We start from the raw sequence: 26,248 nt of genomic DNA on the forward strand, positions 1-26,248 counted from the left end.
CTTATCTTATGAAAAATGAATCGAAGTTAGATAATAAAATAGATTATGGCATTTTATTTAGTGTCTTTTTATTAGTTATAATTGGGATGGCTGCCCTTTATGTTTCGTTAATGCATGATCCACTTAATGTTAGCCTTATTAAACCAATGGTTTCTCAAGGTGTTTGGTATGTATTTGGGGCTGCTTGTATGGTTGCAGTAATGCAGTTAGACTCTGAACAGCTTTGGAGATTAACTCCTTATTTTTACGCTGCTGGCATTTTTCTTCTAATTTTAGTTTTAGTTTTTTTTGATCGACAAATTGCATTTGATAATGGAGCTAAAAGCTGGTTTCGAATTGGATCATTTACTTTTCAGCCTTCAGAAGTTGCAAAACCGGCTTATATTGTCATGTTGGCTCGAATTACAACGCTGCATAATACAAGATATCCAACGCACTCAATTCATAGTGACTTTGTTTTAATTTTTGAATTGATAGGTTGGACACTTCCGATTATTGGCCTTATTATGCTGCAGCCGGATTTAGGGACGACTTTAGTATTTGTTGCAATTTTTTTGGGAATTTTGATTATGTCAGGAATTATGTGGCAGATTTTAGTGCCTTCATTTCTTGCAGTTGGTGGGCTTATAGGCGGCGTTTTAGCTTTAGTAGTGTTTGATCAAGGCTTTTTAATAAAGCTTGGTTTTAAACCTTATCAGTTTGATCGAATTTTTGATTGGCTCAATCCAACAAGCGGAAGTGTTTCTTCAAATCAGGTTTTAAGCAGTATTCAGGCAATTGGATCTGGTCAGCTTTGGGGTAAAGGTTTTGGTGTATCTCAAGTTTATGTCCCAGTTAGAGAATCTGATATGATTTTTTCTGTCATAGGTGAGAATTTTGGCTTTATTGGTTCTTGTGTTCTAATTTTTATTTATTTTGTTCTAATTTATCAAATGTTAAGTACGACTTTTGAAACAAAAAATGAGTTTTATGCCTATATTTCGACTGGTGTAATTATGATGATTCTTTTCCACGTATTTGAAAATATTGGGATGTCAATTGGCCTTTTACCAATGACGGGGGTTCCATTACCTTTTATATCACAAGGGGGGTCTAATCTATTGAGTAATATGATTGGAGTTGGTCTTGTGATGTCGATGAAATTCCACTATAAAAATTATATGTTTTCTCGTAATAGCGAAACTTTTAGCTCTACCGAAGGTGAGGTTTATATAAAATGACAGTATTAGAAATAAAAGATTTATATGTTGAAGTGACTAACGACGAAAATGAAAAAGAAGAGATTCTTAAAGGGGTTAATTTAGTCGTTAAAACTGGTGAGATTCATGCAATTATGGGGCCAAATGGCACTGGTAAGTCAACTCTCTCAGAAACGATTATGGGAAATCCTCATTATGAAGTAACTCATGGAGATATCCTTATTGATGGTGAATCAATCTTACCGTTAACGGTTGATCAGAGAGCTCGAAAAGGGTTGTTTTTGGGAATGCAGTATCCCGCTGAAGTTCCGGGTGTAACTAATACGGAGTTTATTAGAACCGCCATGAATGAACGTGATCCAGAACATAAAATTTCAATTAAGGATTTTATAAAAAAATTAGATTACACTATGGATTTACTTCATATTTCAGAAGAATTTGAGGAGCGAAACTTAAACCAAGGTTATTCAGGCGGTGAAAAGAAAAGAAACGAGATTCTTCAACTAATGATGCTTGAACCAAAGTTTGCGATTCTTGATGAGATTGATTCAGGTCTTGATATTGATGCTTTGAAAATTGTTGCTAAGGGTGTTAATTCAATGCGTTCAGATCGATTTGGATCCTTGATTATTACTCATTATCAACGATTGCTTGAATATATTAAGCCAGACTTTGTTCACGTTATGATGGGTGGCAAAGTTATTAAAACTGGTTCAGCAGAATTAGCTGCAGAATTAGAACGAGTAGGATATGATGGCTTTAAAGAGGAACTATAATGGAAAATGACAGATTAATTCCAAAAGAAATCCTAACTTTACAAAGTGAATTAAATTCTGAAGGCCCAAAAGATTTACAATTACCATCTTTTGATCAAATTAATGTCAAATCTCTTCAATTAATTAGACCTGACGAAACTTTTAATCAAATGGATTCTGAAGATACTTTTGAGTTATCCGATAACTTTGCTTTTTCTTTTAAAGGCGGGGAGTTAAACACAATCAAGGTTCCTCAGGAATATTTAGATCAAGGCTTAATAATTACTGATATGACGCATGCTTTTAGTGAATATGCAAATATTTTCTCGTCATATTTTTCAAAATTAATCTCTGCTAGAGAAGATTTAATTACTTTTGAGCATTACAGACGCTTGAGCGGCGGCGTTTTTATTTATGTGCCGGATGAAATGAAAATTAAAGAAACTTTACAAGCATATTTTCACTATTCAACTCATGCAAGTCAGAGCATCCAAGTAGTTTTAATCGTTGGAAAAAATGCAAAATTATCTATTACTGAGAATCAGATGGCTGAAATGGTAGCTGAGGGAGATTATTCCAACTTTTTTGAAATATATCCGCAGGAAGGTTCGGTGTTATCATACGTTGTAAATGATCAATCCAAAACAACCGGACATAATTATTTTTATCGTTATTTTGAGACGAGCGAACGTGCAACAGTTAATTTAACTTCTGGTGAGTTTACAGAAGGAAACGTGCTAATTAACAATAAGATAAGACTCAAAGGCAATGATTCAACTGGAGAAGTTAAAACAGTAGCAATTGCTCAAAATGATCAGTTGTCTGCAATTAATAGTCGAGTTACAAATGTTGGCCTTAGAACAAAAGGTAATATTTTACAGCATGGGGTTATTTTAGATCGAGCTAAATTAGTTTTTAACGGTATTGGGCAAATTTTAAAGGGTGCTCGCGGTTCAGATTCACAGCAGGAAAATCGAGTTTTAATGTTGAGTGAAAAAGCTCGTGGGGATGCAAATCCAATTCTTCTAATCGATGAAAATGATGTAACAGCGGGTCACGCTGCTTCTGTAGGCCGAATTGATGAAGAACAGTTGTATTATTTAGAGAGCCGTGGTCTTGATGCGGATATGGCTAAAAGGCTAATTATAAAAGGCTTTTTGGAATCAGTAATAACTGTTGTTGAGAGTCAAAGGACTCAAAAAATGCTCCGTTCTGTGATTGAGAGGAGCTTAAACATTGACAATCAGTAATAATATTAGGAAAGACTTTCCTTTTTTTAATCAAAAGGTTAATGGAAAAAGGTTAGATTATTTAGACAGTGCTGCTACTTCCCAAAAACCTCAAATTGTCATTGATTCTTTAAATCAGTATTACTCATTTGGCAATGCTAATATTCATCGTGGAGTTTACCAAATTGCCGAGCAAGCTACTGAACAATTTGAATCAGTCCGAGATTTAATTAAAGATTTTATTCATGCTGACAGACGTGAAGAAATAGTTTTTACGAAAGGAGCGACACAAAGTTTAAATTGGGTCGCTTTTGGCTTTTTTAAGCAGTTTTTGAAACCAGGTGATGAAATTCTTATTTCAGTAATGGAACATCATAGTAATCTAGTTCCTTGGCAGCAGATCGCTAAATTAACAGGAGCCCATCTTAAGTACGTACAATTAAATGACGATGGGGAATTTGATCTTGAAGATTTTAAAAATAAATTAAATCATCATGTAAAAGTTGTAGCTGTTGCTCATGTTTCAAACGTCTTAGGATCTTTAAATCCTGTTGAAGAAATTTGTAGACTTGCTCATGACGCAGGATCTTTAGCAGTGGTTGATGGTGCCCAGGCAGTCGGACATTTACCCGTTAATGTTCATAGCTTAGATTGTGATTTTTATGCTTTTTCGGCTCATAAGATGTTTGGGCCAACGGGAGTTGGAGTATTATATGGTAAGTATGATCTATTAAATCAATTAAAACCAGTCGAATATGGGGGTGAAATGATTGAAGATGTTGATTATCAAAATACAACATTTAAGGACTTGCCGCTGCGTCTTGAAGCAGGGACTCAAAATATTGCCGGGGTAATTGGACTTGGAGCTGCTGTAAGATATATTGATCAAGTTGGGTTAAAAGAAATTGAAACTCATAACTCCCAACTTTTGGATTCAGCTTTTAACAAATTAAGTAATTTGCCAGAAATAAAAATATATGGTTCCAAAGGTGCACTTAAACATCATGATATTATTTCTTTTAATTTAAATGGGATTCACCCTCATGACGCAGCTACAGTATTTGATTCGTTGGGGGTTGAAGTAAGAGCAGGGCATCATTGTGCTCAAGTATTAATGCGTTATTTTAATATTTCGGCATGTTTGAGGATTAGCATTCATGCTTATAATGATGAAGAAGATATTAATCAGTTAATTACTGCAGTAAAGGAAGTTCAGAGGTTTTTCAAACACTAAAATGGCTAATTTAATGAATCTTTATCGTGAAATGATTATTGAATATGGGGAGTCTCCTCATAATTTTGGTGAAATAAAAGATCCAACAATTTCAACGGAATTGCATAATCCAACATGTGGAGACGTTCTAAATTTACAATTAAAAGTTGCTAATGACCAGATTGTCGAAATAAAATTTGATGGCAGTGGTTGCATTATTTCACAAGCCAGTGCTTCAATGATGACGGATTTAGTAAAAGGGAAAAGTTTAAAAGAAGCGAAAAATTTAAAAGAAGTTTTTTCTAAAATGATTACTGATCCAGACTTTAAAGACACTGATGTTTTAGAAGATGCTGAAATTTTACAAGGAGTAAGGCAATTTCCACCAAGGATTAAATGTGCTACATTAGCGTGGAATGCATTGGAAAAGTCAATTATGAAAATGGAGGATGATAATGGTTGAGGCAAAGACAAAAAACACCAAAAATAATGAAGATATTGCTGAAAAAATTCAAATTGATGAAAGTTTTGATTATGGATTTTCTGATGACTTTGAACCGGTTTTTTCAACTGGAAGAGGATTAACTGAAGAAATTGTTCGTTCGATCTCAAGAGAGAAAAATGAACCAGAATGGATGCTTGATTATCGACTCCATGCATTTAAAGTTTATCAGCAGCTGGAAATGCCTGACTATGGTCCCGATTTAAGTGACTTAGACTTTAAAGATATGCTTTATTATCAAAAAGCAACTGATCGTAAATATCGAAAATGGGAAGACGTTCCAGATACCATAAAAGAAACTTTTGAAAAGTTAGGAGTTCCTCAAGCTGAAAGAAAGTTTTTGGCCGGTTCATCTGCTCAATATGAATCAGAAGTTGTTTATCATAACATGAAAGAACAATTTGATAAGTTAGGAATTGTGTTTACTGATACTGACACAGCTCTGCATGAGTATCCCGAAATTTTTAAAAAGTATTTTGGTACATTAGTAAAGCCTAATTTAAATAAATTTACTGCTTTAAATAGTGCAGTATGGTCAGGGGGAACTTTTATTTATGTACCAAAAGGTGTAAAAGTTGAGACTCCAATTCAATCTTATTTTAGAATAAATGCAGAAAATTCAGGTCAATTTGAACGAACTTTAATTGTTGTTGATGAAGGGGCATCGGTAAACTATGTAGAAGGGTGTACAGCTCCTAATTATTCCAGTGATAGTCTTCATGCGGCAGTTGTTGAAGTTTTTGTTGAACGTGATGCATATTGCCGTTATACCACAATTCAAAATTGGTCTAAAAATGTTTATAGTCTTGAAACAAAAAGAGCTCAAGCAATGGAAAATGCCACAATGGAATGGGTTGATGGTAATCTTGGGTCTAAAGTAACAATGAAATATCCTGCAGTTTATTTAGACGGTCGCGGAGCAAAAGGGACAATGCTTTCTATTGCTTTTGCTTCTAAGGATGTTGATCAAGATAACGGTGCAAGAATGATTCATAATGCACCAGATACAACAAGTTCAATAATTTCTAAATCTATTTCAAAAGACGGAGGTGCGGTTGATTATCGAGGAACAGTTCGCTTTGGTCCCAAATCTGATCGTTCGTTTTGTCATGTAGAATGTGACACGATTATTATGGATGAACAATCAAGTTCGGATACAATTCCCTATAATGAGATTTTAAATGGTAATGTAACCATGGAACATGAGGCAAAAGTTTCTAAAATTTCTGAGGAACAACTTTACTATTTAATGAGTCGAGGAATATCCGAAGAAAAGGCGACAGAAATGATAGTCATGGGTTTTGTTGAACCGTTTACCAAAGAATTACCGATGGAATATGCCGTTGAGTTGAATCGATTAATCGGAATGGAATTTGTCGGAGGAATTGGCTGATTTTGTTAGATTTAGAAGATATCCCTGAGGGGGTATTTTTTTTAATATTTATTACAAAAAGAAATATTTTTTAAAAATGTATTTCCCTGGATCAAAATAAATGTTATTATTATAAACATTCAAAATTGTGTATATTAGGAGGGAAATTAACATGCAGGAAAAAGCAAAACCAAGTGATTTCGATTGGGAGAATCTAGGTTTCTCATATCACGATCTACCGTATCGTTATCGGGTTACGTATGAAAATGGTGAATGGGGCGAAGGAGGGTTGACAGAAGACTCTAATTTAGTAATGTCTGAAGCAACTCCATCTCTACATTATGGGCAACAAATTTTTGAAGGAATGAAAGCATATCGCCGTAAAGATGGAGGAATTAATCTTTTTCGTCCAGATGAAAATTCAAAAAGAATGAACAGATCTGCAAGTCGATTGTTAATGCCTGCATTCCCAACTGATCGATTTATTGAGGCAGTTAAAAAAGTTGTTCTAGCAAATGAAGAGTTTGTACCTCCGTATGGCAGTGGTGCGACTCTTTATATCAGACCTTTGATGATTGCTGTTGATTCTGTTGTTGGTGTTCAGCCGGGAAAGAAATATATTTTAAACATATATGTGACACCTGTTGGGCCATATTTTAAAGGAGGCCTTATTCCGACTGCATTCGTTACTTCCTTATACGATCGGGCAGCTCATGGTGGAACAGGACAATCTAAAGTAGGCGGTAATTATGCTGCTAGCTTGTATCCAGGCCAAAAAGCACATAGCGATGGATATTCAGATGTTGTTTATCTTGATCCAACAGAGCATGAATATATTGAAGAATTGGGCTCAGCCAATTTCTTTGGTATTACCAAGATGGGTCAATTATTGACACCTAAATCGCCTTCAATTTTACCATCAATTACAAAACTATCAGTTTTGACTTTAGCAGAAAAAATGGGATTAAAACCTGCGCAAGTTCAGATCTCAATTAATGATATCGATGAATTTTCTGAAGCAGGAGCGATGGGTACAGCAGCAGTTATTTCACCAGTTGGCTCGATTACTCATAATGGTGAAAAGCATGTATTTTATTCAGAAACTGAGCCAGGACCGGTAACTTTAAAACTTTATAATCAATTAACAGGAATTCAGTTCGGAGATGTTGAAGGGCCTGATGGTTGGGTCGTAGATCTTGGTAAATAAAAAAGATGCTGTGACATAACTGCCTCTCAAAACTAAAATAACGCTGATGAAATCGAAATCGTTCTTGATCTCGTTTTTCATCAGCGTTTTTGTTTAAACTCAGACTATAATTGCACGTCTGATCGATTTTTGTGACTTATGTCTCAACCTCTTTTTTATCTACTGTGAGATTTTAAATTTAACTTTTTACAATTAAACAGTCGCATTTTGCATTATTAATGACATATTCAGTAACTGATCCAATAAATATCTTTTCAATTTCACTCATTCCGGTAGCGCCCATTACAATTAAGTCATGTTTTTTAGAAAAAATATCTTTCGAAATGATGACTTTGGGATTTCCTAACTCAACAAATCTTTGAACGGATTTTACACCTTTTTTCTTAGCTTTATCAGTCAACTCACTAATTTCATTAATGACCCCATCACGAATTTGTTGGATGTAATCAGTATCAAAACTTGAAATACCTTTAAGCATATGATTGTCAATAACTGAAATTATATCTAAATTTGCACCAGTTTTGAGTGCAAGATGACAAGCTTTGGCGTAAGCAAAAAAAGATCCGTCTGAGCCGTCAAAAGCAATTAATATATTTCTGTAAGTCATCTATTTACCTTTCATCGATTTGATAAGAAGCCGATTGATCATGAAAGCTATTATTGCACCTAGAAATAATGATAAAAATTCTAACCAAGAATTCTTAGTCACTATTGCAAAAATGGTGATCACAACAACAATGCCGATAATTATATCGTAACATAATACTTTAAGATTAGTTAATTTTAAAAAACTTCTTTTTACAGTAATAAAAACACCACACAAACTGATTAAAATCGCATAGATGGCAAATAAAAAATACATATATTTTCCTCACTAAAAAAATAAACTGGATTTATCCAGTTTATTAAATCTCTTGGTGTCGTTCACTAAGCACTTTTGGTTGATCCCACGATATAGTTAGGTGGGAACTATATCCAAATGCCCCATTACCTTTGTGCCAGGTCTATGTTGACAAGTGTGTTTTGTTCCCAATATCAATGTTTGTCGGTCAACACAATTTGGACTTAGTTCGACCACTAGAGAACACTTCAAATATATCACAAAGATTTATTACCAACAATATTATTGATACTAAAGTCTCTTATTGTAGTATTCAACGATTAGCTGTTCATCAATATCTGGATCTAGTTCATCACGAACAGGTACACGAACGTAAGTACCTTCCAACTTGTTATCATCAAATGTAACATAATTAGGACGACTTATAGTACTGTCAAGCGCAGTCTTAACAATGTCAAGATTCTTTGATTTTTCTCTTAAGCTGATAACTTGTCCAGGTTCTACAATATAAGAAGGAATATCAACTCTTTTGCCATCAACCGTAATATGACCATGATTAACCAATTGGCGAGCTTGACGACGAGTCAAAGCAAATCCAAATCGATAAACTAGACTATCAAGTCTTGATTCAAGTAAGTTAAGCAAATTTTCGCCGTGAGTATATTCACTGTTAATTTTACCGGCTTTAATAAAAGAATTTCTGAATTGACGTTCGTTTAAACCATAGAGTAAGCGAGCCTTTTGTTTTTCTTTTAATTGAGTAGAATATTCAGATGGTTTAGAGCGATTGTTTCGTCCATGATCACCAGGAGCGTATGGTCTTCTTTGTAACTCTTTACCAGTTCCTAATAATGAATATCCTAATCTTCTAGATTGTTTCCAAATTGGTTTAATATTTCTAGACATTTTTATCCTCCAAATTTTTGTCTTGGAGTAAAATAACTATCATCCTTATCTCGTACAATTTAACCTAATTTTCGCTTTAGCAGCAAAGTTACTCATTCCTTAAAATGTGTAAATTGTTGACGTCCGATTAGATGATTGCTGCTATTCTACACAATTTTTAATTTTACTTTATTTAGCTTTTATAGTCAATTTCTCTTAATTATAATTTTTATTGATTGGAATTTGGTATAATTTAACATATTATAGTGAGGCTTTTGTGAAATTATGTTGTGGATATCAGTATTTATAGTTTTTATAGTTATTATACTCGGATGGTTTGGTATTGTTTTTTATCAGCGTCGAGTTAGTTTAAGAATTGATTCTTTAGATCAAGAGAAAAAAAAGTTACTTGACCCTAGTATTGATGAAGAATTTGTTAAGTTAAAACAGTCAAGTCCTAGTGGAGAGAGTCTGGTTGATCTTAATCATTGGCAGCAAGTATATGAAAGAGTTAAAAATCGTCAACTTGTTGATTTAGAAACTTTTTTCTTTAAAGCTGAAGATGCAAATAATAAATTTCAGTTTGTTCAGGGACGTCAAAGAGTGGCTGAGCTAGAAAAAAAGCTCAAAGATTCTAAAAAAGATATTGCCGAAATCAAACAAGCTTTATTTAAAATACAGGACGTTCAAGATCTTGATAAGAAGTTAATTGATGGAATTAATAACGAATTAACTGACGTGAAGAGAAGTATTTTATCTAAAGGGTATGCTTATGGACCTGCCCAGGATATTTTGGAAAATCGGCTTTCAAAAATTGATGAAGCATACGACAGTGCCCAGCAAGTTTATCTTGGCGGTGATTATTCAAAAGCTAAAGCACTTTTTGAAACAATCACTCACGAATTAGCTGATTTAAAAAATGATATGAAAGAGATTTCAATCCTTTTTGAGCAGGTAAATAAAACTTTTCCTGGACAGCTTAAAGAGATTAGAGCCACTTACGAAAAAATGAAAGCAAGTGGTTATAAATTTATTGACGATGATTTTGACAATAAAATTTTAACTCTGCAAAATTTAGTTGATCAGACAAAGGAATTGTTAACGCAGGCAGCTATTGATGATATTAGAGCAAATTGCGAACACATTTCTAAAGAGATAGATAAATTATATACGATTCTTGAAAGAGAGTATAAGTCTCATCGTAAAGTAAAAAATACTAAAGATGATCTTTACCAATTCATTATTCATGCAGGACGTCAAAATAGAACGCTAAGCGAAAATATTTATCAAGCATCAAATACTTTTGTATTAAAAAATAATGAAGAAAAGCAAGCAGCTGATTTTGAACTTCAAATTGAAAATATTAGGTTGGATTACAATCGTGACATGCAGAAGGTAACAGATAAAGAAGCTGTTTTAAGTGTAATTAATCGTGATTTTGAATTATGGCGCAAACAGCTGACAGAAATTGAGCAGAGACAAATAGAGATTGTTGATGAAGTTTCTAAAAAATATGATAAATTAGAAGAATTTAAAAAAGATCTGTTAGACTATGATTCTGCTTTTAAAGTTATTGCTCGATATGTAGAAAAAGAGAATTTGCCTGGTGTTTTAGAAGATTACCGCGAATTTTATCTAGTTGTAAGTAAAGAATTAAAGAAAATGAAGAGTTTGATCACTTCTTCTAAAATTGATATTGATGAAATAGAAAACGTATCTTCGTTACTCAAAGAAGATTTAATAACCTTAAGCGATCAAACTAATGAAATGGTTAAAAATTCTCGGTTAACAGAAATTTTGATTCAAAACGCTATTCAATATCAGGAAACAAATCCTTCAGTTACTCAATCTATTAACAAAGCTAAAGAAATTTATGCAAATCAGTTTGATTATGGACAGGCCGTAAATGTTTTAGCTAAAGAGCTCGAATTAATTAAACCTGGATCTTTTCAGGAAATAGCAGCCAATTACAATGAAAGCGATGAAATAAAAATTCAATTATAACGAATGGAGCATCTGAAAAATTAATGATATATTTTGATAATAGTGCAACAACACCAATTGCTCCAGAAGTACTAGAAACATATGTTACAGTATCGAAAAAGTTTTTCGGGAACCCTTCTAGTTTAAATAAATTAGGTCTAGAAGCTGCAGAAGTACTTAAAGTTTCGCGTCAACAATTAAAAGATCTGCTCAATCTTAAAACTAAGGAAATTATTTTTACGAGCGGCGGATCTGAAGGTGATAATTTAGTAATTAAAGGAGTCGCCTTGGCTCGTAAAATAAGCGGCAATCATATTATTGTAAGTTCAATTGAACATGCAGCGGTTCTTGAAGCAGTTAAACAGTTAGAAAAATACGGATTTGAAATTACATACCTAAAGCCTAATAAATTAGGCCAAATTGACCCTAAGAAATTAGCTGAAGCGATTAGACCAAACACCACATTAATTTCAATTATGGCCGTTAATAACGAGACTGGAGCTATTCAGCCTATTAGTGAGATAGCTGAGATTTTGCAAGATCATCCTCAGATTGTTTTTCATGTTGATGCTGTTCAAGCGGTTGGCAAAAATCTAGAAAAATTATATTCAAATCCTCGGATTGATTTTGCAACATTTTCTGGACATAAATTTCAAGGACCGCGAGGAGTAGGTTTTATTATTTATAATCCTGATCGACATTTAGAGCCGTTAATTAACGGAGGAGGTCAGGAGAAAAATTTAAGAAGCGGAACTGAAAATACTCCAGCTATCGCTGCAATGGTGAAAGCTTTCAGGATATCCTTAGAAGGCAGCATAGAAAATCATAAAAAGTATCAGAAAATGAAAAATATTTTACTTGATTTTTTAAAGGATGATCCAGATTTTTGTCTTGTTTCTAAAGATTCATCAATCTATACACCTTCGATAATTTCCTTTGCAGTTCTTGGAATTAAAGGAGAAACTGCCGTTCACTATTTAGAAAAGAAAAATATTTATATTTCGACAACGAGTGCTTGTTCATCGCAAAATAATAAACCTTCACATGTTTTAGCTTCAATGAATTTGCCGGATGAAGTTTTGAAAGGGGCGTTAAGGGTTAGTTTAGGATCTCAAAATATGTTAAGTGAAATGCAAAGTTTTATAAATGCTTTGAAACAAATGAAAGAGGATATTAAGGTGATTAATTAATGCAATATAATGAATTGATGATCCGTTATGGTGAATTATCAACGAAAGGAAAAAATAGAGGACAATTTATTGAAAATCTCCGACGAGATATTAAAAGTAAATTAACTGATTTTTCAGTTGAAATTAAAACTACCCGTGACCACCTACATGTAATTCTTAATGATGAAGATCCAGATCCGATTATAAAAATTCTTAAAACCATTTTTGGAATTCAAAGTATTTGTAAAGTAGTACGGGTTGAATTAGATATTGAAAGAATTAAAGAAGCCTCTGTTTTTGTGATAAATAATTTCAGTCATGAAGCAAAAACTTTTAAAGTTCGAACGAAGAGATCCAATAAAGATTTTTCTTACGGAACATTTGAGATTAATAATTTAATTGGCGACTTGATTTTAGAAACACATCCTTATTTAACAGTGAATGTTCATGACCCTGATATTGAGTTGACAATTGAAATTAGAGGTGATGCAGCATACTTGTATAGTGAGGTAATTGCAGGAGCCCATGGGATGCCGGCCGGAACTGCGGGATTAGTTCACGTGATGCTTTCAGGTGGGATTGATTCTCCAGTAGCAGCTTATTTAGCCTTAAAAAGAGGAATGCGGGTTGAAATGATTCACTTCTTTTCTCCACCGTATACCTCGGAGCAGGCACTAGCAAAAAGTAAAGAATTAACAAAAAAGTTAATTCCCTTTACTGGAGCAAATGGGATTCAGTTTATCGCAGTACCTTTTGCTGCAATTCAGGAAGAAATTAGGAAGAAAGTTCCTGAAGGCTATTTAATGACAATTCAGCGTCGTATGATGCTAAGATTAGCTGATTTGGTTAGAAGACAAAGAAATGGATTAGCAATTGTTAACGGAGAGTCTGTTGGACAGGTGGCCTCGCAAACCTTAGAGAGTATGATGGCAATTAATGATGTGACAACAACTCCGATATTACGTCCTTTAGTGTCTTTTGATAAAAATGAAATTATTTCTATTGCCAAAAAAATTGATACTTTTGATTTATCAATTATGCCATTTGAGGATTGCTGTACGATTTTTGCTCCTCCTCAGCCAAAAACTAGACCGCATTTAGATCAAGCAAGAAATTATGAAAAATTATTAGATGTTGAGCAGTTGATTGATGATGCTTTAAATAATATTCAAATTACTAATATTAAAATAGATCAAAACTATCTAAATAATGAAAAAGAAGAAATATTAAATCTTTTATAATAGTTTTTAATAATTTTATTGATTTAAATTATAGGTAATTTGGTAAATGGATTAGATTTTTTGTTTTAATTATTTGCTTTGCGTAATTTTTTTATATAGGAATAAAAAAGGAGCGTAAAGCAAATGGATTCATTAAGAACTTTTGAAATTTATGATCAAATTAAAAATTTTGGAATTTCAACAATTACAACAGAAGATCTACTTTCAATAATTATTCGTTCTGATTCGAGAGAAGATGATGAAGTAAGTGATGACTTTGATTTGAGAGATTTAGCATTTTTAAATTTCAAGGAATTAAAAGATAAGACCGGTATTTGTGATAATACAATCTATAAATTATTATGTTCAGTAGAATTAGGCAATCGTGTTTTTAAAAGCTGCCGTTTGAGGTATGGACAATTAACAACTAGTAAGGAAGCCGGAGAGATATCTCTTAGTTTTTTCAATAATATTTATCAGGAATGTTTGGTTGGCTTTTTTCTAGATGTTAATAGAAAACTGATCAAGAGTGAAATAATCTTTAAAGGAACCCTTGATGCTAGTATTGCATGTCCAAGAGAAATTTTAGAATTTGCCTTAAAATATCATGCGCATAGTTTTATTTTGGCTCATAATCATCCAAGTGGGGAATGTAGTATATCTCCTGAAGATATTCGTTTTACTAAAAAAATGAATAGAGCTGCCCGAATTGTAGGAATTGAATTTACGGATCATCTAATTATAGGGACTGAACGCTATTTGTCCTTGCAAGAAGAAAATTTATTTAGTTAGGGTTGAAAAAAATGTTTAATTTTGGTGTTAAATACCTTTCAGTTGATCTGGGACAAGTCAATACAACTATTAAGTACGACCAGACAGATAACTTGGTAAAAGAGCCAACTATTGTGGCTTTTGATGTTATAAAAAAGGATTATATTTCATTTGGAATAAATGCAGAGCAACTTGTGGGACGGTTTCCAACTAGTAAATTAATTGTTAGACCTTTTAAGAATGGGAAGATTGTAAATTATAATGCAATGCTATATTTTGTAAAAAGTCTTTTGATGAAATTTGGACCACTAGATCGGCTTAATGTTTTGATTTCTATCCCTAATTTTCCTAATTTTAGAACCAAAGAGCGTTTCAAACATGAATTAATGGCAATGGGTGTTAGAAATGTGACTGTTGAGGATAAAATTATAACAAATACTGTTTATTTAAGAAAAAAAGAAAAGTTATCGGTTAGTCATTATTTATTGATAGATATTGGGAGTAATCTTACAAGTTTTGCCAATTTTTCTGACCAAAAATTAAAAGTAAGATTGTTCAGACAAGGAATTAATAGTTTTAATCAACTAGTAAAGAAGGAATTTATTGAAAAATTTGGAGTAATTTTAAGTAATAATACTGTAGAATATCTAAAAAGTAATTTTTTTATGAATTCATCCGATTATGATGGCAATCGTAATTTAAAAATTAAAGGAATTGAATCGAAGACAGGGTTGCCAATATATTTAAATATTTCTAATAAAATTATTGAGCAAATTACGAATAAAACGATGGATAGGTTTAGTAAAGAAATAAAAAAATTTATAAAAATACTTCCAGAATCAATTCAAAATCATATAATAAGACAAGGAATTATTTTGACTGGTGACAGTTCCTTGCTTAATAACCTATCGTTAGCAGTAAAAGAAAAAACCGGGTTAACGGTTTTAATACCTCCCAATCCAGCTGATAGCGCAGCAATTGGTGGCTGGGATAAATTAATTGAGTTAAGCCATGGATAATAGAAAAGAAAAAAGAGCAAATGCCTAAATTTTTTTCCAATAAAAGATTAATTGTAATTTTAATATCATTTATTTTAGCAGCTTCATCGATTGTGTTTTCGATCCGAATCATTAACTATTCTAAAACTCCACCTTATCTTTTAAAATTAACAAATGATGTCATTGGAGTGACGAGCTATGTAGTTAATGAACCGGGAAAGTTAATTAACAATGGTTTTAAATTTCAAGGAGAATTGGTTTCAACGTATAGTGAAAATCAACGTTTGAAAAAAAAGATTGATGAACTTGAACAAAATGAAACTAAGCTTGCAGTTTTGACTAAGGAAAACAAAGAATTAAAGAAAGAACTCCAGTTAAATGCAACTTTATCTGATTATTCTCAAATAACGGCAGCAGTTATTTCTCGTTCTCCTTCTAACTGGCAGGATTTGGTTATAATTAATCGTGGAACGGTGAACGGAGTTAAGAAAAATATGCCTGTGATGTCTGGATCGGGAGTGATCGGAAGAGTTATTGAAGCGGCAGACTTTACTTCTAAAGTTGAATTAATATCTTCTAATAGTAAAGTTGCTAATCATTTTTCTGCCCAAATAACATCATCTAACGGAGATGTTATTAATGGTGTAATTACAGGATTTTCTCAGAGTGAAGACGCGTTGATTTTTGGTGATGTTTCTAAAGATAGTTCGATAAAAGTTGGAGATTCAGTAGTTACGTCAGGTTTGGGGGGATTGTTCCTAAAGGTCTTTTAATTGGAAAAGTTAATAAAGTTGAAAAAAAAGATTACGGACTATCAACAATGATTTATGTAAAATCGGCAACTGATATTAATGATTTTAGCGTGGTAACGGTAATTGATCGCACAGTTGGTGATTAAGGATGGATAGAAAATTATCTTTTAAAATTGGACTTTTTGCATTTATTGTTTTGTATATTTTGATTTTGATTGATGGATCAATCAGTTTTATTTCTCATTCAATTCCCTTTATTTTTTCAAGTCGGATTTCTTGGATGGGTGGGCTAATCGGATTAACTGTTTTAACTTTTGAAATTGATTTCAATTTTGTCTGGGTTGCTTTAGTAGTCGGAATTATTGAAGATATCTTTTACTCAGGAGTAATTGGTTTTTATGCAGTTTCCTTTGTGATTTCAGCATTATTCCTTAGATGGTTAGAAAATCATTTGCCGAATAATTTTATATATATTTTATCTTCCTTTTTTTTAACAATCACGTTATTTAGCTCAATTTATTATTTGCTTAATAGTTATCTTAATTTAACTGATATAAGATTATTTCAGTATATTTCAGTATATTTGCCGACCACTTTATTTACTAATTTAATTTATTTTGTTATTTTATACTTACCAACAGAAAAAATTGTTGAGTATTTTAGGAAAAAGCTGGAATTGAAACATGAAAAATAATCAAAATGGATCAAGTATTGTAACTGTTCGTTTAATAGTTGAAGACGCATTATTTGCAGCTTTGGCAATGGTTTTAAATGAGTTTAAACCAAAATCATCAGCTGGAGATGTTCTTAATATCTCTTTAGGTTTAGTTCCAATTGTTTTTTTTGCATTAAAAAGAGGGTTAGTAAACGGGACTATCTCAGGTTTTATTTTTGGTATTTTAGATCTGTTTTTAAGAGGAATTGGGTCAAGCAGTGTTGTTTCTCCGCTTCAAGCATTTTTAGAATATATTGTAGCATTTAGTTTGATTGGTTTAGCGGGGATTGTTCATGGACCGCTTCAATTAGCGATAAACAAAAAAAAGCATGCCTTTGCTGTGCTTTTTGTGTTTTTAGGAATTTTGGTTGCCTGTATTGGTAAATTCTTGTGTCACACAGCTGCTTCGGTTATTTTCTTTGGCAAATATTTAACGGTACCAAAGAATGGCAGTATGTGGTTGGCAGCATTAATTTATCAGCTCCCAAGTTTTCTAGCAACTTTTGCTGTTGCAGCGGTATGTTTAGTGTTACTTTATGCAATTAGGCCTCAATTATACGAAAAGTAACTACCATTGATTAAGAACAGCAACAACAGTTAGAATGACTCCCGAAACCGTTGCAATAATCATCAACCAAACTGCAATATTAGTTATTCTTTGAAATTTACTTGTTTTTTTCTTCTTCATTGTATTTTCCTTAGTTAGTTATTTTAACAAAATATCAAATAAAGTGGTAATATGGGTGGCATTCAAATCTTTAGTTTAATTTTGATAATTATTTTTATTATAGTAGTTGGTACAATAAACCTTTTTATGATTAATTTTGCACCTAGACATAAAATAAAATTAAGTCATTGGATTTCAATTCCTTTGGCTTTTTCTCTTTGGCTTGAGACAAAAAATAATTATGTGAATTCCATTTTACCATTATTCTTTTTAATGTATTTTATTTTCGAAATAATTTTTATTTTAGCATATACATTAAATTTCAAACGATTTCGTTATCGTTATTTTTTTAGGCAGTCGAGAAAATTCCTTAATTTACTTTTGTTTGGATGGTATTTTATCTTTTTCATTATCAGTTTTTTTAATAACTAGTTTAAACGGTTAGAAAGCCTTAGAACTGATGTTCTCTTATTAAAATTATATTACAAAGTGTCACTTCGTGGTGAGAAGTGGTGGTATGTGGTAGAATTTTTTTGAGGGTAATTGATATGTTTATGGGTGAATTTCGTCACAATTTAGACCAAAAAGGCAGAATCATTATTCCTTCTAAGTTTCGCAGTGAACTAGGAGGATCTTTTATTGTTACCAGAGGAATGGATGGTTGCCTTTTCGTGTACTCTCAATTGTCCTGGGATTCTCTCGTCAAAAAACTTTCTTCTTTACCTTTAACTAAAAAAGATTCACGAGCTTTTAGCAGATTTTTCTATTCTGGAGCGACAGAGGTTGAGATAGATAAACAAGGTAGAATAAATTTACCTCAAAATTTGATTTCTTTTGCTAAGTTAGAAAAAGAATGTATTGTTTTAGGCGTCAATTCCCGGGTGGAAATTTGGGACGCTGATACATATCAGAAAGTTGACAGCGAGATGGCGGACAATATTAGTGAAATTTCTGAAAATTTGATGGATATTGATTTTGACTGAATTAGTACATAATAGTGTTTTATTAAAGGAAGCTGTTGATTCTTTAGGTATAAGATCAAATGAAATTTATGTCGATGCTACTTTTGGTAGAGGCGGTTATACATTTGAAATGCTTAAAAATATTAATCAAGGGCATGTGATTAGCCTTGACCTTGATGAAGCAGCAATTTCTTTTGGTAAACAACGTTTTAATTCAGAAATAAAGACAAATAGATTGATTCTTTTAAAGTCTAACTATGGACAAATAAAAGATGCCGTTTCCTCAGCTGGCTTTAATAGCGTTTCAGGTATTGTGTTTGATTTAGGTGTATCTTCTCCACAGTTTGATGATCCTGAACGCGGTTTTAGTTATCGTTTCGATGGCCCATTAGATATGAGAATGGATCAAAAACAAGATTTAACTGCTTATGATGTTATTAATACATATAGCGCTGAAGAATTAAAAAAAGTTTTTCAAAAATATGGAAATGCTCCTGTTCCATATAAGGTAGCTAATGCAATTGTAAAAAGCAGAAGTCGTCGATCAATTAAAACGACTTTAGAATTAGTTAAAATAATTGAAGATAGTTTACCTGAACCAGTAAAACGAAAAAAGGGACATCCATCAAAAAAATTCTTTCAAGCAATAAGAATTGAAGTAAATAATGAACTAGATTCTTTAAAAGATGGATTAAGACAAAGTCTTGAAATTTTGAAGGTTGGAGGAATTATTTCGGTAGTCACTTTCCAACCTCTTGAAGATAGACTTGTATCTAAGACTTTCAGAAGACTAGCTCAATATAAGTCATATCCAAAAGGAATTCCAATCATTCCTGAAGATGTTAAACCACAATTAGAAATTGTTCAAAAAAAAGCAATTACGCCAACTGAGGCTGAGTTAACAAATAATCATCGTGCACATAGTGCACGTTTAAGAGTAGCAAAAAAAATTAGAAAGATTAGTTTTAGGTAAATGAGACAAGAGAATATTGATTCAGATATTTTATATAGTGGAACTAAAAGAATTGACGACAGCTCTGCTAGTTTAGACATCATTCCAAAAGAATATGTTAGAACTAGAACTAAATCTCATGCGAATGAACGAGAAAATTTAAAGAGTATTCGCGTCGGGCGTGTCAAATTAAGCCTTTTTGAAAAATTGCTGCTTTCTATTTGTTTTTTATCAGTTTTTGTAGGACTATTTGTGATTTTACAAGGGAGAATCAGAAATTCTAATGTTAGTTATCAAATTGATCACGTTAATAGTCAAATTCAAATGGTTAGTCAAAAAAATCAAGATTTAAATGCAGAGGTTCAAGTTCTGTCAAATAGTTCAAGATTAGAAGAATTAGCTCGTCAGTACGGCTTTCAACTTGATGAAAGTCGCGTTCAAAATGTATCTAAGTAACAAATGAAAAATAAAAATGCATCTAAAAATCATGGTGAATTAACTTATCGAAACCGAAGAAGATTCGGTTTATTTTTTCTTTTTATAGTTATAATTGTCTTTTTAATTTTTTCTTTTCGTTTTATTTGGATTGTGTCTAATCACAGGGCAAGCGGAGTTGATCTTAATAAAAAACAAGAAATAATTCATCAATCAAAAACCGTTTTACCAGCAAATCGGGGACATATTTATGATCAGTTAGGGAATGTAATTGCGCAAGATTCAAGTAAGTTTACGATTACTGTTACAACAGATAAAAAAGCCGGTAAAAAAATTGAAAATGATAAAAAAATCCCTCTTTATGTTACTAATAAAGAAAAAATTGTTAACTTAATCAGTAAAAATTTGCCGATCAGTAAAGATTTGGCTTGGAAGCAATTACAATTAAAAGGATATCAAATTAGATTTGGAGCTGGGGGAGATAACATTCCAGTCTCTAATAAGGAAAAAATTGAAGAAGAAATAAAAAAAGATCATATAACGGGAATTGAATTTTTAAGAAGGCCATCTCGTCTTTACAATGGTGGAATATTTGCCTCACAAATCGTAGGAATTGCTGATTTAACAGATAAGGAAAAAGATGCTCAATCTCCACAATTGACTGGTCGCTTAGGCATTGAAAAGCAGTTTAACAAACAACTAATGGGTAAAAATGGGTATATTGAACGAAAAGCAAATTTAGGGGCAAGTTTTGGTAATCGGACCATTGAAAATAGAATAAACGCTCAAGATGGTAATGATATTTATTTAACCTTAAATACGGATTATCAAAAATATTTAGAAAAATTAATTAGTGAAGTAAATAGTAATTACCAACCAGTTGCAATGAATGCCGTATTAATGGAGGCAAAAACAGGTCGAATCTTAGCTGCTACTCAAAGACCATCTTTTGATACCAACACATTAAAGGGATTATCTGATATGTGGCGTGATAATTTAGTAGAAGATGGTTTTGAACCAGGATCCGTTTTTAAAGCAGTTACCTTAAGTTCTGCAATTAATTCAGGTGTATATAATCCAAATGAATATTATGATTCAGGTTCAATAAAAATTGGCCCAAATATCATTTATGATTGGCAAAGAGCAGGCTGGGGAATTATTCCAATGTCTCAGGCCTTTCCTAGGTCTAGTAATGTTGGTTTTGTAAAATTGGAAAAGGAAATTGGCGGTGATCGTTGGAAAAATTATATTGATCAATTCGGCTTTTGTAAAAAAACAGGTATTACTTTACCTAATGAAAATGAAGGATCTCTTCAGTTTGCACAACCGATAGATCAAGCATCTACTGCTTTTGGTCAAGGGATAAATGTTAATGTGATGCAATTGATGCAAGCATATACGGCAATCGCTAATGAGGGTCAAATCATTCAACCTCAAATTGTAAATAAAATTTACAACCCAAATAATAAAACAATTAAAAAGTTTAAGGTTATTAAAAAGAATAAACCAATTAACAAAGAATCTGCAATGGAAACGATTAATGAAATGAGGCGAGTGACAACAGAAAAATATGGTACAGGTACCGTATATGCAATTCCCAATGTTGATTTAGCAGTTAAAACGGGTACGGCAGAGATTTCTGAACTGAACGGCAGTGGTTATATGAAGGGACAATATGATTACTTATATTCAGTAATGGGCATTTATCCCGCAGGTTCTCCTCGCTATATTCTTTACGTATCAATTAAACGTCCGCAAAATATTGCAAAACAGCCGGAACAAATGCTTAGCGAAGTTTTTAAACCAATGGTAAATTATTCATTGTCTTACAACAAAGAATTTAAAACCTTACAAAACTCTGATATAAAAACTCCAAGCTTAGCTAATAAAAATCGAAATGATGCAAACGAAGAATTGAAAAATATTGGCCTAAAGGCTGAAATTATTGGAAGCGGGAATACAGTTGTTCAGCAGCTTCCTTTAGCTAAGACCCAAGTTCTTGCCGGAGAAAAAGTCATCTTGCTCACTAATGGAGCGATGACGATGCCAGATTTAACTGGTTGGTCTAAAAGTGATGTAATCAAATTTGGACAGATTACTGGTAAAAATATCAAAATTAATGGCAGCGGCTATGTTGAAAATCAAAATGTTCAAGCAGGTGAATCCATTGATTTTGAAAAAAATATTACGGTAAATTTGAAAGAAAATATTCATGAAACTAACTAATAACATTATATTTAAATTTATTTTACTTTTTTACAGTTTGTTTTTTGTATTTAAGGTTGATGCCAAACCAACATCAATGATTTTAATTGTTGGAAGTTTTTTAATTACATTTTTGGTATTTCCTATTTTCATTAAATTTTTAAAGAAAAGCAAAGATGTTCAGCAAATAAAAGAAGATGGCCCCACTTGGCATGAAAAAAAAGCAGGTACCCCTACAATGGGGGGCTTTTATTTATATCCATTACAATATTGGCAACATTTTGTTTCATTATTTATAACTTTGTTATAAATAAGTCGTCATTAAATCAACTAAAAGGAGTAATCAGTTTACTATTTGTTATCATTGGATTTGGAGCAATTGGCTTTATTGATGATTTCAAAAAAATATCACTTAAACAAAATTTAGGATTAAGGGCAAGAGATAAATTTGCTTTACAATTATTAGTTGGTCTTATCTATCTTGTCATAACTCCGATTCAACCTTGGCGTAGTTTTCATGGATTAATGTTAATCGCTGGAAGTTTTATTTTTTGTTGGATTTGGATCGTTGGATTTTCAAATGCCGTAAATTTAACAGATGGGATTGATGGATTAGCCGGTGGGACCTCTTTAATTGTTCTTTCCTTTTACATCTTATTGGCAATTGTTAAAAATAATTATCCCGTTTTAGTTGTTGCTTCAGCACTTTTTGGAACAATTATAGCTTTTCTTTATTTTAACTTTAAACCAGCCAAAATTTTTATGGGTGATTTGGGTTCTTTATCAATTGGAGCTTTTTTGGCGGCAGCTTCAATTCAACTTGGATCTGTATGGTCTTTATTAATGTTAGGTCTAGTTTTTGTTATTGAGACAATGTCTGATATCCTACAAGTAAGTTATCATCATTTGACGGGAAAAAGAATTTTTAAAATGGCACCATTACACCATCATTTAGAATTGTCCGGGTGGTCAGAAGAAAAGATTAACTATACTAGTTATATTTTAACCATTATACTAGGCCTCTTTTATATTGTTTTATTGATTAAGGGTTGATAAATGTTAGAAAAAAGTATGGATTTTAAAAACAAAAATATCTTAGTTTTAGGTCTTGGAATAAGTGGATTAGGCGCAGTTGATTTACTAAATAAATTAGATGCCAATGTTTTTGTTCATGATGATCGAAATAGTAAACAAGTTAACGGTCAAAGTGTTAATATTTCTTCACTTGCTGAAATGGAAAGCAAACATTTTACGGCAATAATTAAAAGTCCAGGGATTCCTTTAGAAAATTGGTATGTCAAAGCTGCCCAAGATCTTAAAATTCCGATTATGACAGAACTTGAGTTAGCTGGGCGTTTTTGTAAATCACATTTAATTGCGGTGACTGGAACAAACGGTAAAACGACAGTTACCAGTTTAATTTATGAAATGATTAAAAAAGATAATAAATGCCGTGTTTATAAAGCTGGTAATATTGGAATTCCTTTTTCTGAAATAGTTCAAAAATCTGGTAAAGACGATTATATTGTTTGTGAATCTTCAAGTTTTCAATTGGAATTTACTCAACAGTTTCATCCTGAAGTAGCTGTAATTAATAATGTTTTCCCTCATCATCTTGAACATCACCACACATTTGATAATTATTTAGCTGCAAAAAGTAAAATTTTCAGCAATCAAACTAAAAATGACTATTTGATAATTAATGAAAATCATTCAACTTTAGATCCTTATATAGATAAAGCTGAATCCAAGGTTAAGTATTTTGGATTAAATTTGAATTCTTCACAGGCACAAGTCTATTTAAAAAACAATTTTATTTATTATAGAAATGATGTCATTTGTTCAAAAGATGATATTTTGATTCCTGGAAAACATAATATTGAAAATTTTTTGGCTGCTGCGACTGTTGCAAAAATCTTAAATGTTTCTAATGAAGCAATTAAATTTGCCGCAAAGAATTTTAAAGGAGTTGAACATCGTTTAGAATACTTAGGAAAGAAAAAAGGTTTAATCTTTTATAATGATTCTAAGGCAACGGATGAAGAAGCTACTATTGTTGCTTTAAATAGTATTCATTCACCAATTATTTTACTTGCAGGAGGAATGGAGAGAGGGGATCTCTTTGAAAATTTGCCAAAAAATTTAAAAAATGTTAAATTGGTTGAATTGTTTGGCGAAAATAAAAAGGTTCTTCAAAAAGCAATTGCTCCTACAGGTGTAAAAATGTTTCTTAATGATAATTTACTACAAGCTTTTCAAGATGGAGTTCAAAAATCTAAAACTGGAGATGCAATTCTTCTTTCGCCCGCAAGTGCTAGTTGGGATCAGTTTTCTAGTTTTGAAGAACGTGGAACAATGTTTAAAGAATTATATCGAGAGTTAAAATAATGAGAGTAATTTTTGCTGGAGGAGGTACAGGGGGACATATTTACCCAGCTCTTTCTTTAATCAAAAAGTTAAAACATAATGATCCAGATATTGAAGTTTTATTTATTGGCAGTAATCGGGGATTGGAAAAAGAACTTACTCAAGAACTGGGAATCCCTTTTACTTCATTAGATGTTCAAGGACTTCGAAGATCATTTTCATTGAGCAATTTTAAGACTTTATTTAAATTTGTAGATTCGGTCTCAAAATCAAAGCAGATTATTAGAAATTTTGATCCGGACATTGTTGTTGGAACAGGAGGGTATGTATCTGCTCCAGTATTGTATAAAGCAGCAAGGATGAAAAAAAAGACAATAGTTTTTGAGCCAAATTCATATCCAGGCTTAACGAATAAATTACTTGGTAAATTAGTTACAAAAGTTGCTGTTTCAAATGATGATGCTAAACAGTATTTTCCTTCCAGTAAAATTGTTTTTACTGGAAACCCTCGTTCTCAAGAGGTTTATGAAGAATCTCTTGCTCAAAAGAAACATCAAAGTTTAAAACAAGAAATTCCGCAAGTTTTAATCTTTGGTGGCTCACTAGGGGCGTTACAGATTAACAACGCTGCAGAAGAGATGATAAGGCAGCATGACTTTAAAAATATTAAAATTATTTTTGGAAGCGGTCGTAAATATTATGCGGATAAAAAAGAAATTCTTGATAAATTAAATGAAAAAGAAAACGTTCAAATTAAACCCTACATTAATAATATGGCAGAATTATTGCCTAATATTTCATTAATTGTTTCTCGTTCTGGGGCGACAACTATTGCTGAAATAACAGCTTTAGGTGTTCCTGCAATCTTAATCCCGAGTCCAAACGTTACTCATGATCATCAAACGTATAATGCCAAATCTTTATCTAATGAAAATGCGGCAATTCTTTTGCCCGAAGGTGAATTAACATCAAAAAAGTTGTATGAAATGATAATGAATTTAATAAATGATCATCATCGTTTGTCTGAAATGAAATGCAAATCTTTTTCTTTAGGTGAACGTGATGCAGCCGATCGGTTTATTAATCTTATGAAAGAACTTGTAGGGGAAAATGCTTATTAGCAGAAGTACAAATAATAGAAAGAATGAATATGTTTTTCGTGCTGTATTACTTATTTTATTAAATTTTATTGGAATTTTAATTTGTGTTTATTTCTTATTAGGTCTTAATTTAATAAGACAGATTAATGTTGAGGGAAATAAAGAAGTTCCAACCCAAGAGATAATCAATGCCAGCAGTTTAAAAGTCAATCATGATGTTGTAGAAGTTGTCTTTAATCAAAAAAAAATTAAAACTAAAATAAAAAAAAATTTGCCCCAGGTCAATCAAATCAAATTAAATTTGGTCAAATTTAATAATGTTAATATCAAAGTTACAGAATTAGGTGTTGTCGGCTATGTTCAAAAAAAACATCAATTTCAATCAGTTTTAACTAATGGAGTCGTTGATCCTCATCTAAGAAAAAAAATTTATCAGGAACGTCCGGTATTTGATAATTTCTTAACAAAAAAGGATATTAAAAAAATTGCTCAGATATATCAGGAAATTCCTGATTCAGTTCGTAATAATATTTCTGAAATTAAGTTGACTCATTCCAAAATTAATCCAAATCAAATCAAAATAAATATGGACGACGGCAATTTAGTAATTGGAGATTTGAATACAATCAAAAAAAAGATTGTTGATTATTCTTTCTTGACAAAGGGAAAGAGCGGAAAGTTAATCGTTGATTTAGAAGTTGGAACTTTTGTAAGACAAAGAAAGTAAAAAGTTATAGAATGATAAAGAA

Annotated in this window: 28 protein-coding genes; 25 read left to right on the plus strand and 3 right to left on the minus strand. The window is 32.1% G+C overall.

The window, feature by feature from the left end:
* The first annotated feature begins 8 nt into the window (after positions 1-8).
* The 7 genes from R8749_RS03670 (at position 9) to R8749_RS03700 (ending at position 7,477) form a co-directional block, all read left to right on the plus strand.
* On the plus strand, positions 9-1,220 hold the full coding sequence (locus R8749_RS03670; RefSeq protein WP_317698066.1) for an FtsW/RodA/SpoVE family cell cycle protein: 1,212 nt from the start codon (positions 9-11) through the stop codon (positions 1,218-1,220).
* The gene (gene sufC, locus R8749_RS03675; protein WP_317698068.1) at positions 1,217-1,975 is read left to right on the plus strand and encodes a Fe-S cluster assembly ATPase SufC; all 759 of its coding nucleotides are present in this window, start codon (positions 1,217-1,219) and stop codon (positions 1,973-1,975) included. The genes R8749_RS03670 and sufC overlap by 4 nt, the downstream gene beginning before the upstream one ends.
* The gene (sufD, locus tag R8749_RS03680) at positions 1,975-3,204 is read left to right on the plus strand and encodes a Fe-S cluster assembly protein SufD (RefSeq protein WP_317698070.1); all 1,230 of its coding nucleotides are present in this window, start codon (positions 1,975-1,977) and stop codon (positions 3,202-3,204) included. Before sufC ends, sufD begins: the two co-directional genes overlap by 1 nt.
* Positions 3,191-4,417, plus strand: coding sequence for a SufS family cysteine desulfurase (locus R8749_RS03685; RefSeq protein ID WP_317698071.1), 1,227 nt, complete (start codon positions 3,191-3,193; stop codon positions 4,415-4,417). The genes sufD and R8749_RS03685 overlap by 14 nt, the downstream gene beginning before the upstream one ends.
* Position 4,418: 1 nt before the next feature.
* The gene (gene sufU / locus R8749_RS03690) at positions 4,419-4,859 is read left to right on the plus strand and encodes a Fe-S cluster assembly sulfur transfer protein SufU (protein ID WP_317698072.1); all 441 of its coding nucleotides are present in this window, start codon (positions 4,419-4,421) and stop codon (positions 4,857-4,859) included.
* Positions 4,852-6,291 (plus strand): Fe-S cluster assembly protein SufB, encoded by a 1,440-nt coding sequence (gene sufB, locus R8749_RS03695; protein WP_317698073.1) that lies wholly within the window; start codon positions 4,852-4,854, stop codon positions 6,289-6,291. Before sufU ends, sufB begins: the two co-directional genes overlap by 8 nt.
* A 151-nt stretch (positions 6,292-6,442) precedes the next feature.
* Positions 6,443-7,477, plus strand: coding sequence for a branched-chain amino acid aminotransferase (locus tag R8749_RS03700; RefSeq protein ID WP_317698074.1), 1,035 nt, complete (start codon positions 6,443-6,445; stop codon positions 7,475-7,477).
* Between the two features lie 178 nt (positions 7,478-7,655).
* Here the strand turns inward: R8749_RS03700 and R8749_RS03705 are convergent, their stop codons facing one another.
* Together R8749_RS03705 and rpsD are read right to left on the minus strand one after the other, a co-directional pair.
* Positions 7,656-8,084, minus strand: coding sequence for a universal stress protein (locus R8749_RS03705; RefSeq protein WP_317698075.1), 429 nt, complete (start codon positions 8,082-8,084; stop codon positions 7,656-7,658).
* Positions 8,085-8,609: 525 nt separating this feature from the next.
* Positions 8,610-9,224 carry a 30S ribosomal protein S4 gene (gene rpsD, locus R8749_RS03710; protein ID WP_317698076.1) on the minus strand — a complete coding sequence of 205 codons (615 nt, stop codon included), beginning with the start codon at positions 9,222-9,224 and terminating at the stop codon, positions 8,610-8,612.
* A gap of 264 nt (positions 9,225-9,488) precedes the next feature.
* Between rpsD and R8749_RS03715 the strand changes: the two genes are divergently transcribed.
* From R8749_RS03715 to thiT, 8 genes are all read left to right on the plus strand, one after another.
* The gene (locus R8749_RS03715; protein WP_317698077.1) at positions 9,489-11,207 is read left to right on the plus strand and encodes a septation ring formation regulator EzrA; all 1,719 of its coding nucleotides are present in this window, start codon (positions 9,489-9,491) and stop codon (positions 11,205-11,207) included.
* Between the two features lie 23 nt (positions 11,208-11,230).
* Positions 11,231-12,376, plus strand: coding sequence for a cysteine desulfurase family protein (locus tag R8749_RS03720; RefSeq protein WP_317698078.1), 1,146 nt, complete (start codon positions 11,231-11,233; stop codon positions 12,374-12,376).
* The gene (thiI, locus tag R8749_RS03725; protein ID WP_317698080.1) at positions 12,376-13,596 is read left to right on the plus strand and encodes a tRNA uracil 4-sulfurtransferase ThiI; all 1,221 of its coding nucleotides are present in this window, start codon (positions 12,376-12,378) and stop codon (positions 13,594-13,596) included. The genes R8749_RS03720 and thiI overlap by 1 nt, the downstream gene beginning before the upstream one ends.
* A gap of 123 nt (positions 13,597-13,719) precedes the next feature.
* On the plus strand, positions 13,720-14,367 hold the full coding sequence (locus R8749_RS03730) for a JAB domain-containing protein (RefSeq protein ID WP_317698081.1): 648 nt from the start codon (positions 13,720-13,722) through the stop codon (positions 14,365-14,367).
* 11 nt (positions 14,368-14,378) lie between these two features.
* Positions 14,379-15,365 (plus strand): rod shape-determining protein, encoded by a 987-nt coding sequence (locus R8749_RS03735; RefSeq protein ID WP_317698083.1) that lies wholly within the window; start codon positions 14,379-14,381, stop codon positions 15,363-15,365.
* A gap of 20 nt (positions 15,366-15,385) precedes the next feature.
* Positions 15,386-16,117, plus strand: a complete 732-nt coding sequence (gene mreC / locus R8749_RS03740; protein WP_317698084.1) for a rod shape-determining protein MreC — start codon at positions 15,386-15,388, stop codon at positions 16,115-16,117.
* 127 nt (positions 16,118-16,244) lie between these two features.
* Positions 16,245-16,790 (plus strand): hypothetical protein, encoded by a 546-nt coding sequence (locus R8749_RS03745; RefSeq protein ID WP_317698085.1) that lies wholly within the window; start codon positions 16,245-16,247, stop codon positions 16,788-16,790.
* Positions 16,780-17,379: an energy-coupled thiamine transporter ThiT gene (gene thiT, locus R8749_RS03750; protein WP_317698086.1), complete on the plus strand. Its 600-nt coding sequence runs from the start codon at positions 16,780-16,782 to the stop codon at positions 17,377-17,379. The genes R8749_RS03745 and thiT overlap by 11 nt, the downstream gene beginning before the upstream one ends.
* On the opposite strand, the gene R8749_RS03755 is transcribed toward thiT, so the two are convergent.
* A complete protein-coding gene (locus tag R8749_RS03755) occupies positions 17,380-17,499 on the minus strand; it encodes a DUF4044 domain-containing protein (RefSeq protein ID WP_317698087.1) in 120 nt (39 codons plus the stop codon).
* A 51-nt stretch (positions 17,500-17,550) separates the two neighbouring features.
* On the opposite strand from R8749_RS03755, the gene R8749_RS10785 reads away from it, so the two are divergent.
* From R8749_RS10785 to R8749_RS03800, 10 genes are all read left to right on the plus strand, one after another.
* The gene (locus R8749_RS10785) at positions 17,551-17,910 is read left to right on the plus strand and encodes a DUF3397 family protein (RefSeq protein WP_425613210.1); all 360 of its coding nucleotides are present in this window, start codon (positions 17,551-17,553) and stop codon (positions 17,908-17,910) included.
* Between the two features lie 116 nt (positions 17,911-18,026).
* Positions 18,027-18,461 (plus strand): division/cell wall cluster transcriptional repressor MraZ, encoded by a 435-nt coding sequence (mraZ, locus tag R8749_RS03760; protein WP_317698505.1) that lies wholly within the window; start codon positions 18,027-18,029, stop codon positions 18,459-18,461.
* Complete coding sequence (gene rsmH, locus R8749_RS03765; RefSeq protein WP_317698088.1) at positions 18,454-19,413, plus strand: 16S rRNA (cytosine(1402)-N(4))-methyltransferase RsmH; 960 nt, start codon at positions 18,454-18,456, stop codon at positions 19,411-19,413. Before mraZ ends, rsmH begins: the two co-directional genes overlap by 8 nt.
* Positions 19,414-19,848, plus strand: a complete 435-nt coding sequence (ftsL, locus tag R8749_RS03770) for a cell division protein FtsL (protein ID WP_317698089.1) — start codon at positions 19,414-19,416, stop codon at positions 19,846-19,848.
* 3 nt (positions 19,849-19,851) lie between these two features.
* Positions 19,852-22,053 carry a penicillin-binding protein gene (locus tag R8749_RS03775; RefSeq protein WP_317698091.1) on the plus strand — a complete coding sequence of 734 codons (2,202 nt, stop codon included), beginning with the start codon at positions 19,852-19,854 and terminating at the stop codon, positions 22,051-22,053.
* The gene (locus tag R8749_RS03780; RefSeq protein ID WP_317698093.1) at positions 22,040-22,342 is read left to right on the plus strand and encodes a hypothetical protein; all 303 of its coding nucleotides are present in this window, start codon (positions 22,040-22,042) and stop codon (positions 22,340-22,342) included. The genes R8749_RS03775 and R8749_RS03780 overlap by 14 nt, the downstream gene beginning before the upstream one ends.
* Complete coding sequence (gene mraY, locus R8749_RS03785) at positions 22,303-23,085, plus strand: phospho-N-acetylmuramoyl-pentapeptide-transferase (protein WP_317698094.1); 783 nt, start codon at positions 22,303-22,305, stop codon at positions 23,083-23,085. The genes R8749_RS03780 and mraY overlap by 40 nt, the downstream gene beginning before the upstream one ends.
* A 3-nt stretch (positions 23,086-23,088) precedes the next feature.
* Positions 23,089-24,420 (plus strand): UDP-N-acetylmuramoyl-L-alanine--D-glutamate ligase, encoded by a 1,332-nt coding sequence (gene murD, locus R8749_RS03790; RefSeq protein WP_317698095.1) that lies wholly within the window; start codon positions 23,089-23,091, stop codon positions 24,418-24,420.
* Positions 24,420-25,520: an undecaprenyldiphospho-muramoylpentapeptide beta-N-acetylglucosaminyltransferase gene (gene murG, locus R8749_RS03795; RefSeq protein ID WP_317698096.1), complete on the plus strand. Its 1,101-nt coding sequence runs from the start codon at positions 24,420-24,422 to the stop codon at positions 25,518-25,520. The genes murD and murG overlap by 1 nt, the downstream gene beginning before the upstream one ends.
* Positions 25,510-26,226, plus strand: a complete 717-nt coding sequence (locus tag R8749_RS03800; protein WP_317698097.1) for a cell division protein FtsQ/DivIB — start codon at positions 25,510-25,512, stop codon at positions 26,224-26,226. The genes murG and R8749_RS03800 overlap by 11 nt, the downstream gene beginning before the upstream one ends.
* Positions 26,227-26,248: the final 22 nt, after the last annotated feature.

Source organism: Xylocopilactobacillus apis, assembly GCF_033095965.1.
In the GTDB taxonomy this organism is placed as follows: domain Bacteria; phylum Bacillota; class Bacilli; order Lactobacillales; family Lactobacillaceae; genus Xylocopilactobacillus; species Xylocopilactobacillus apis.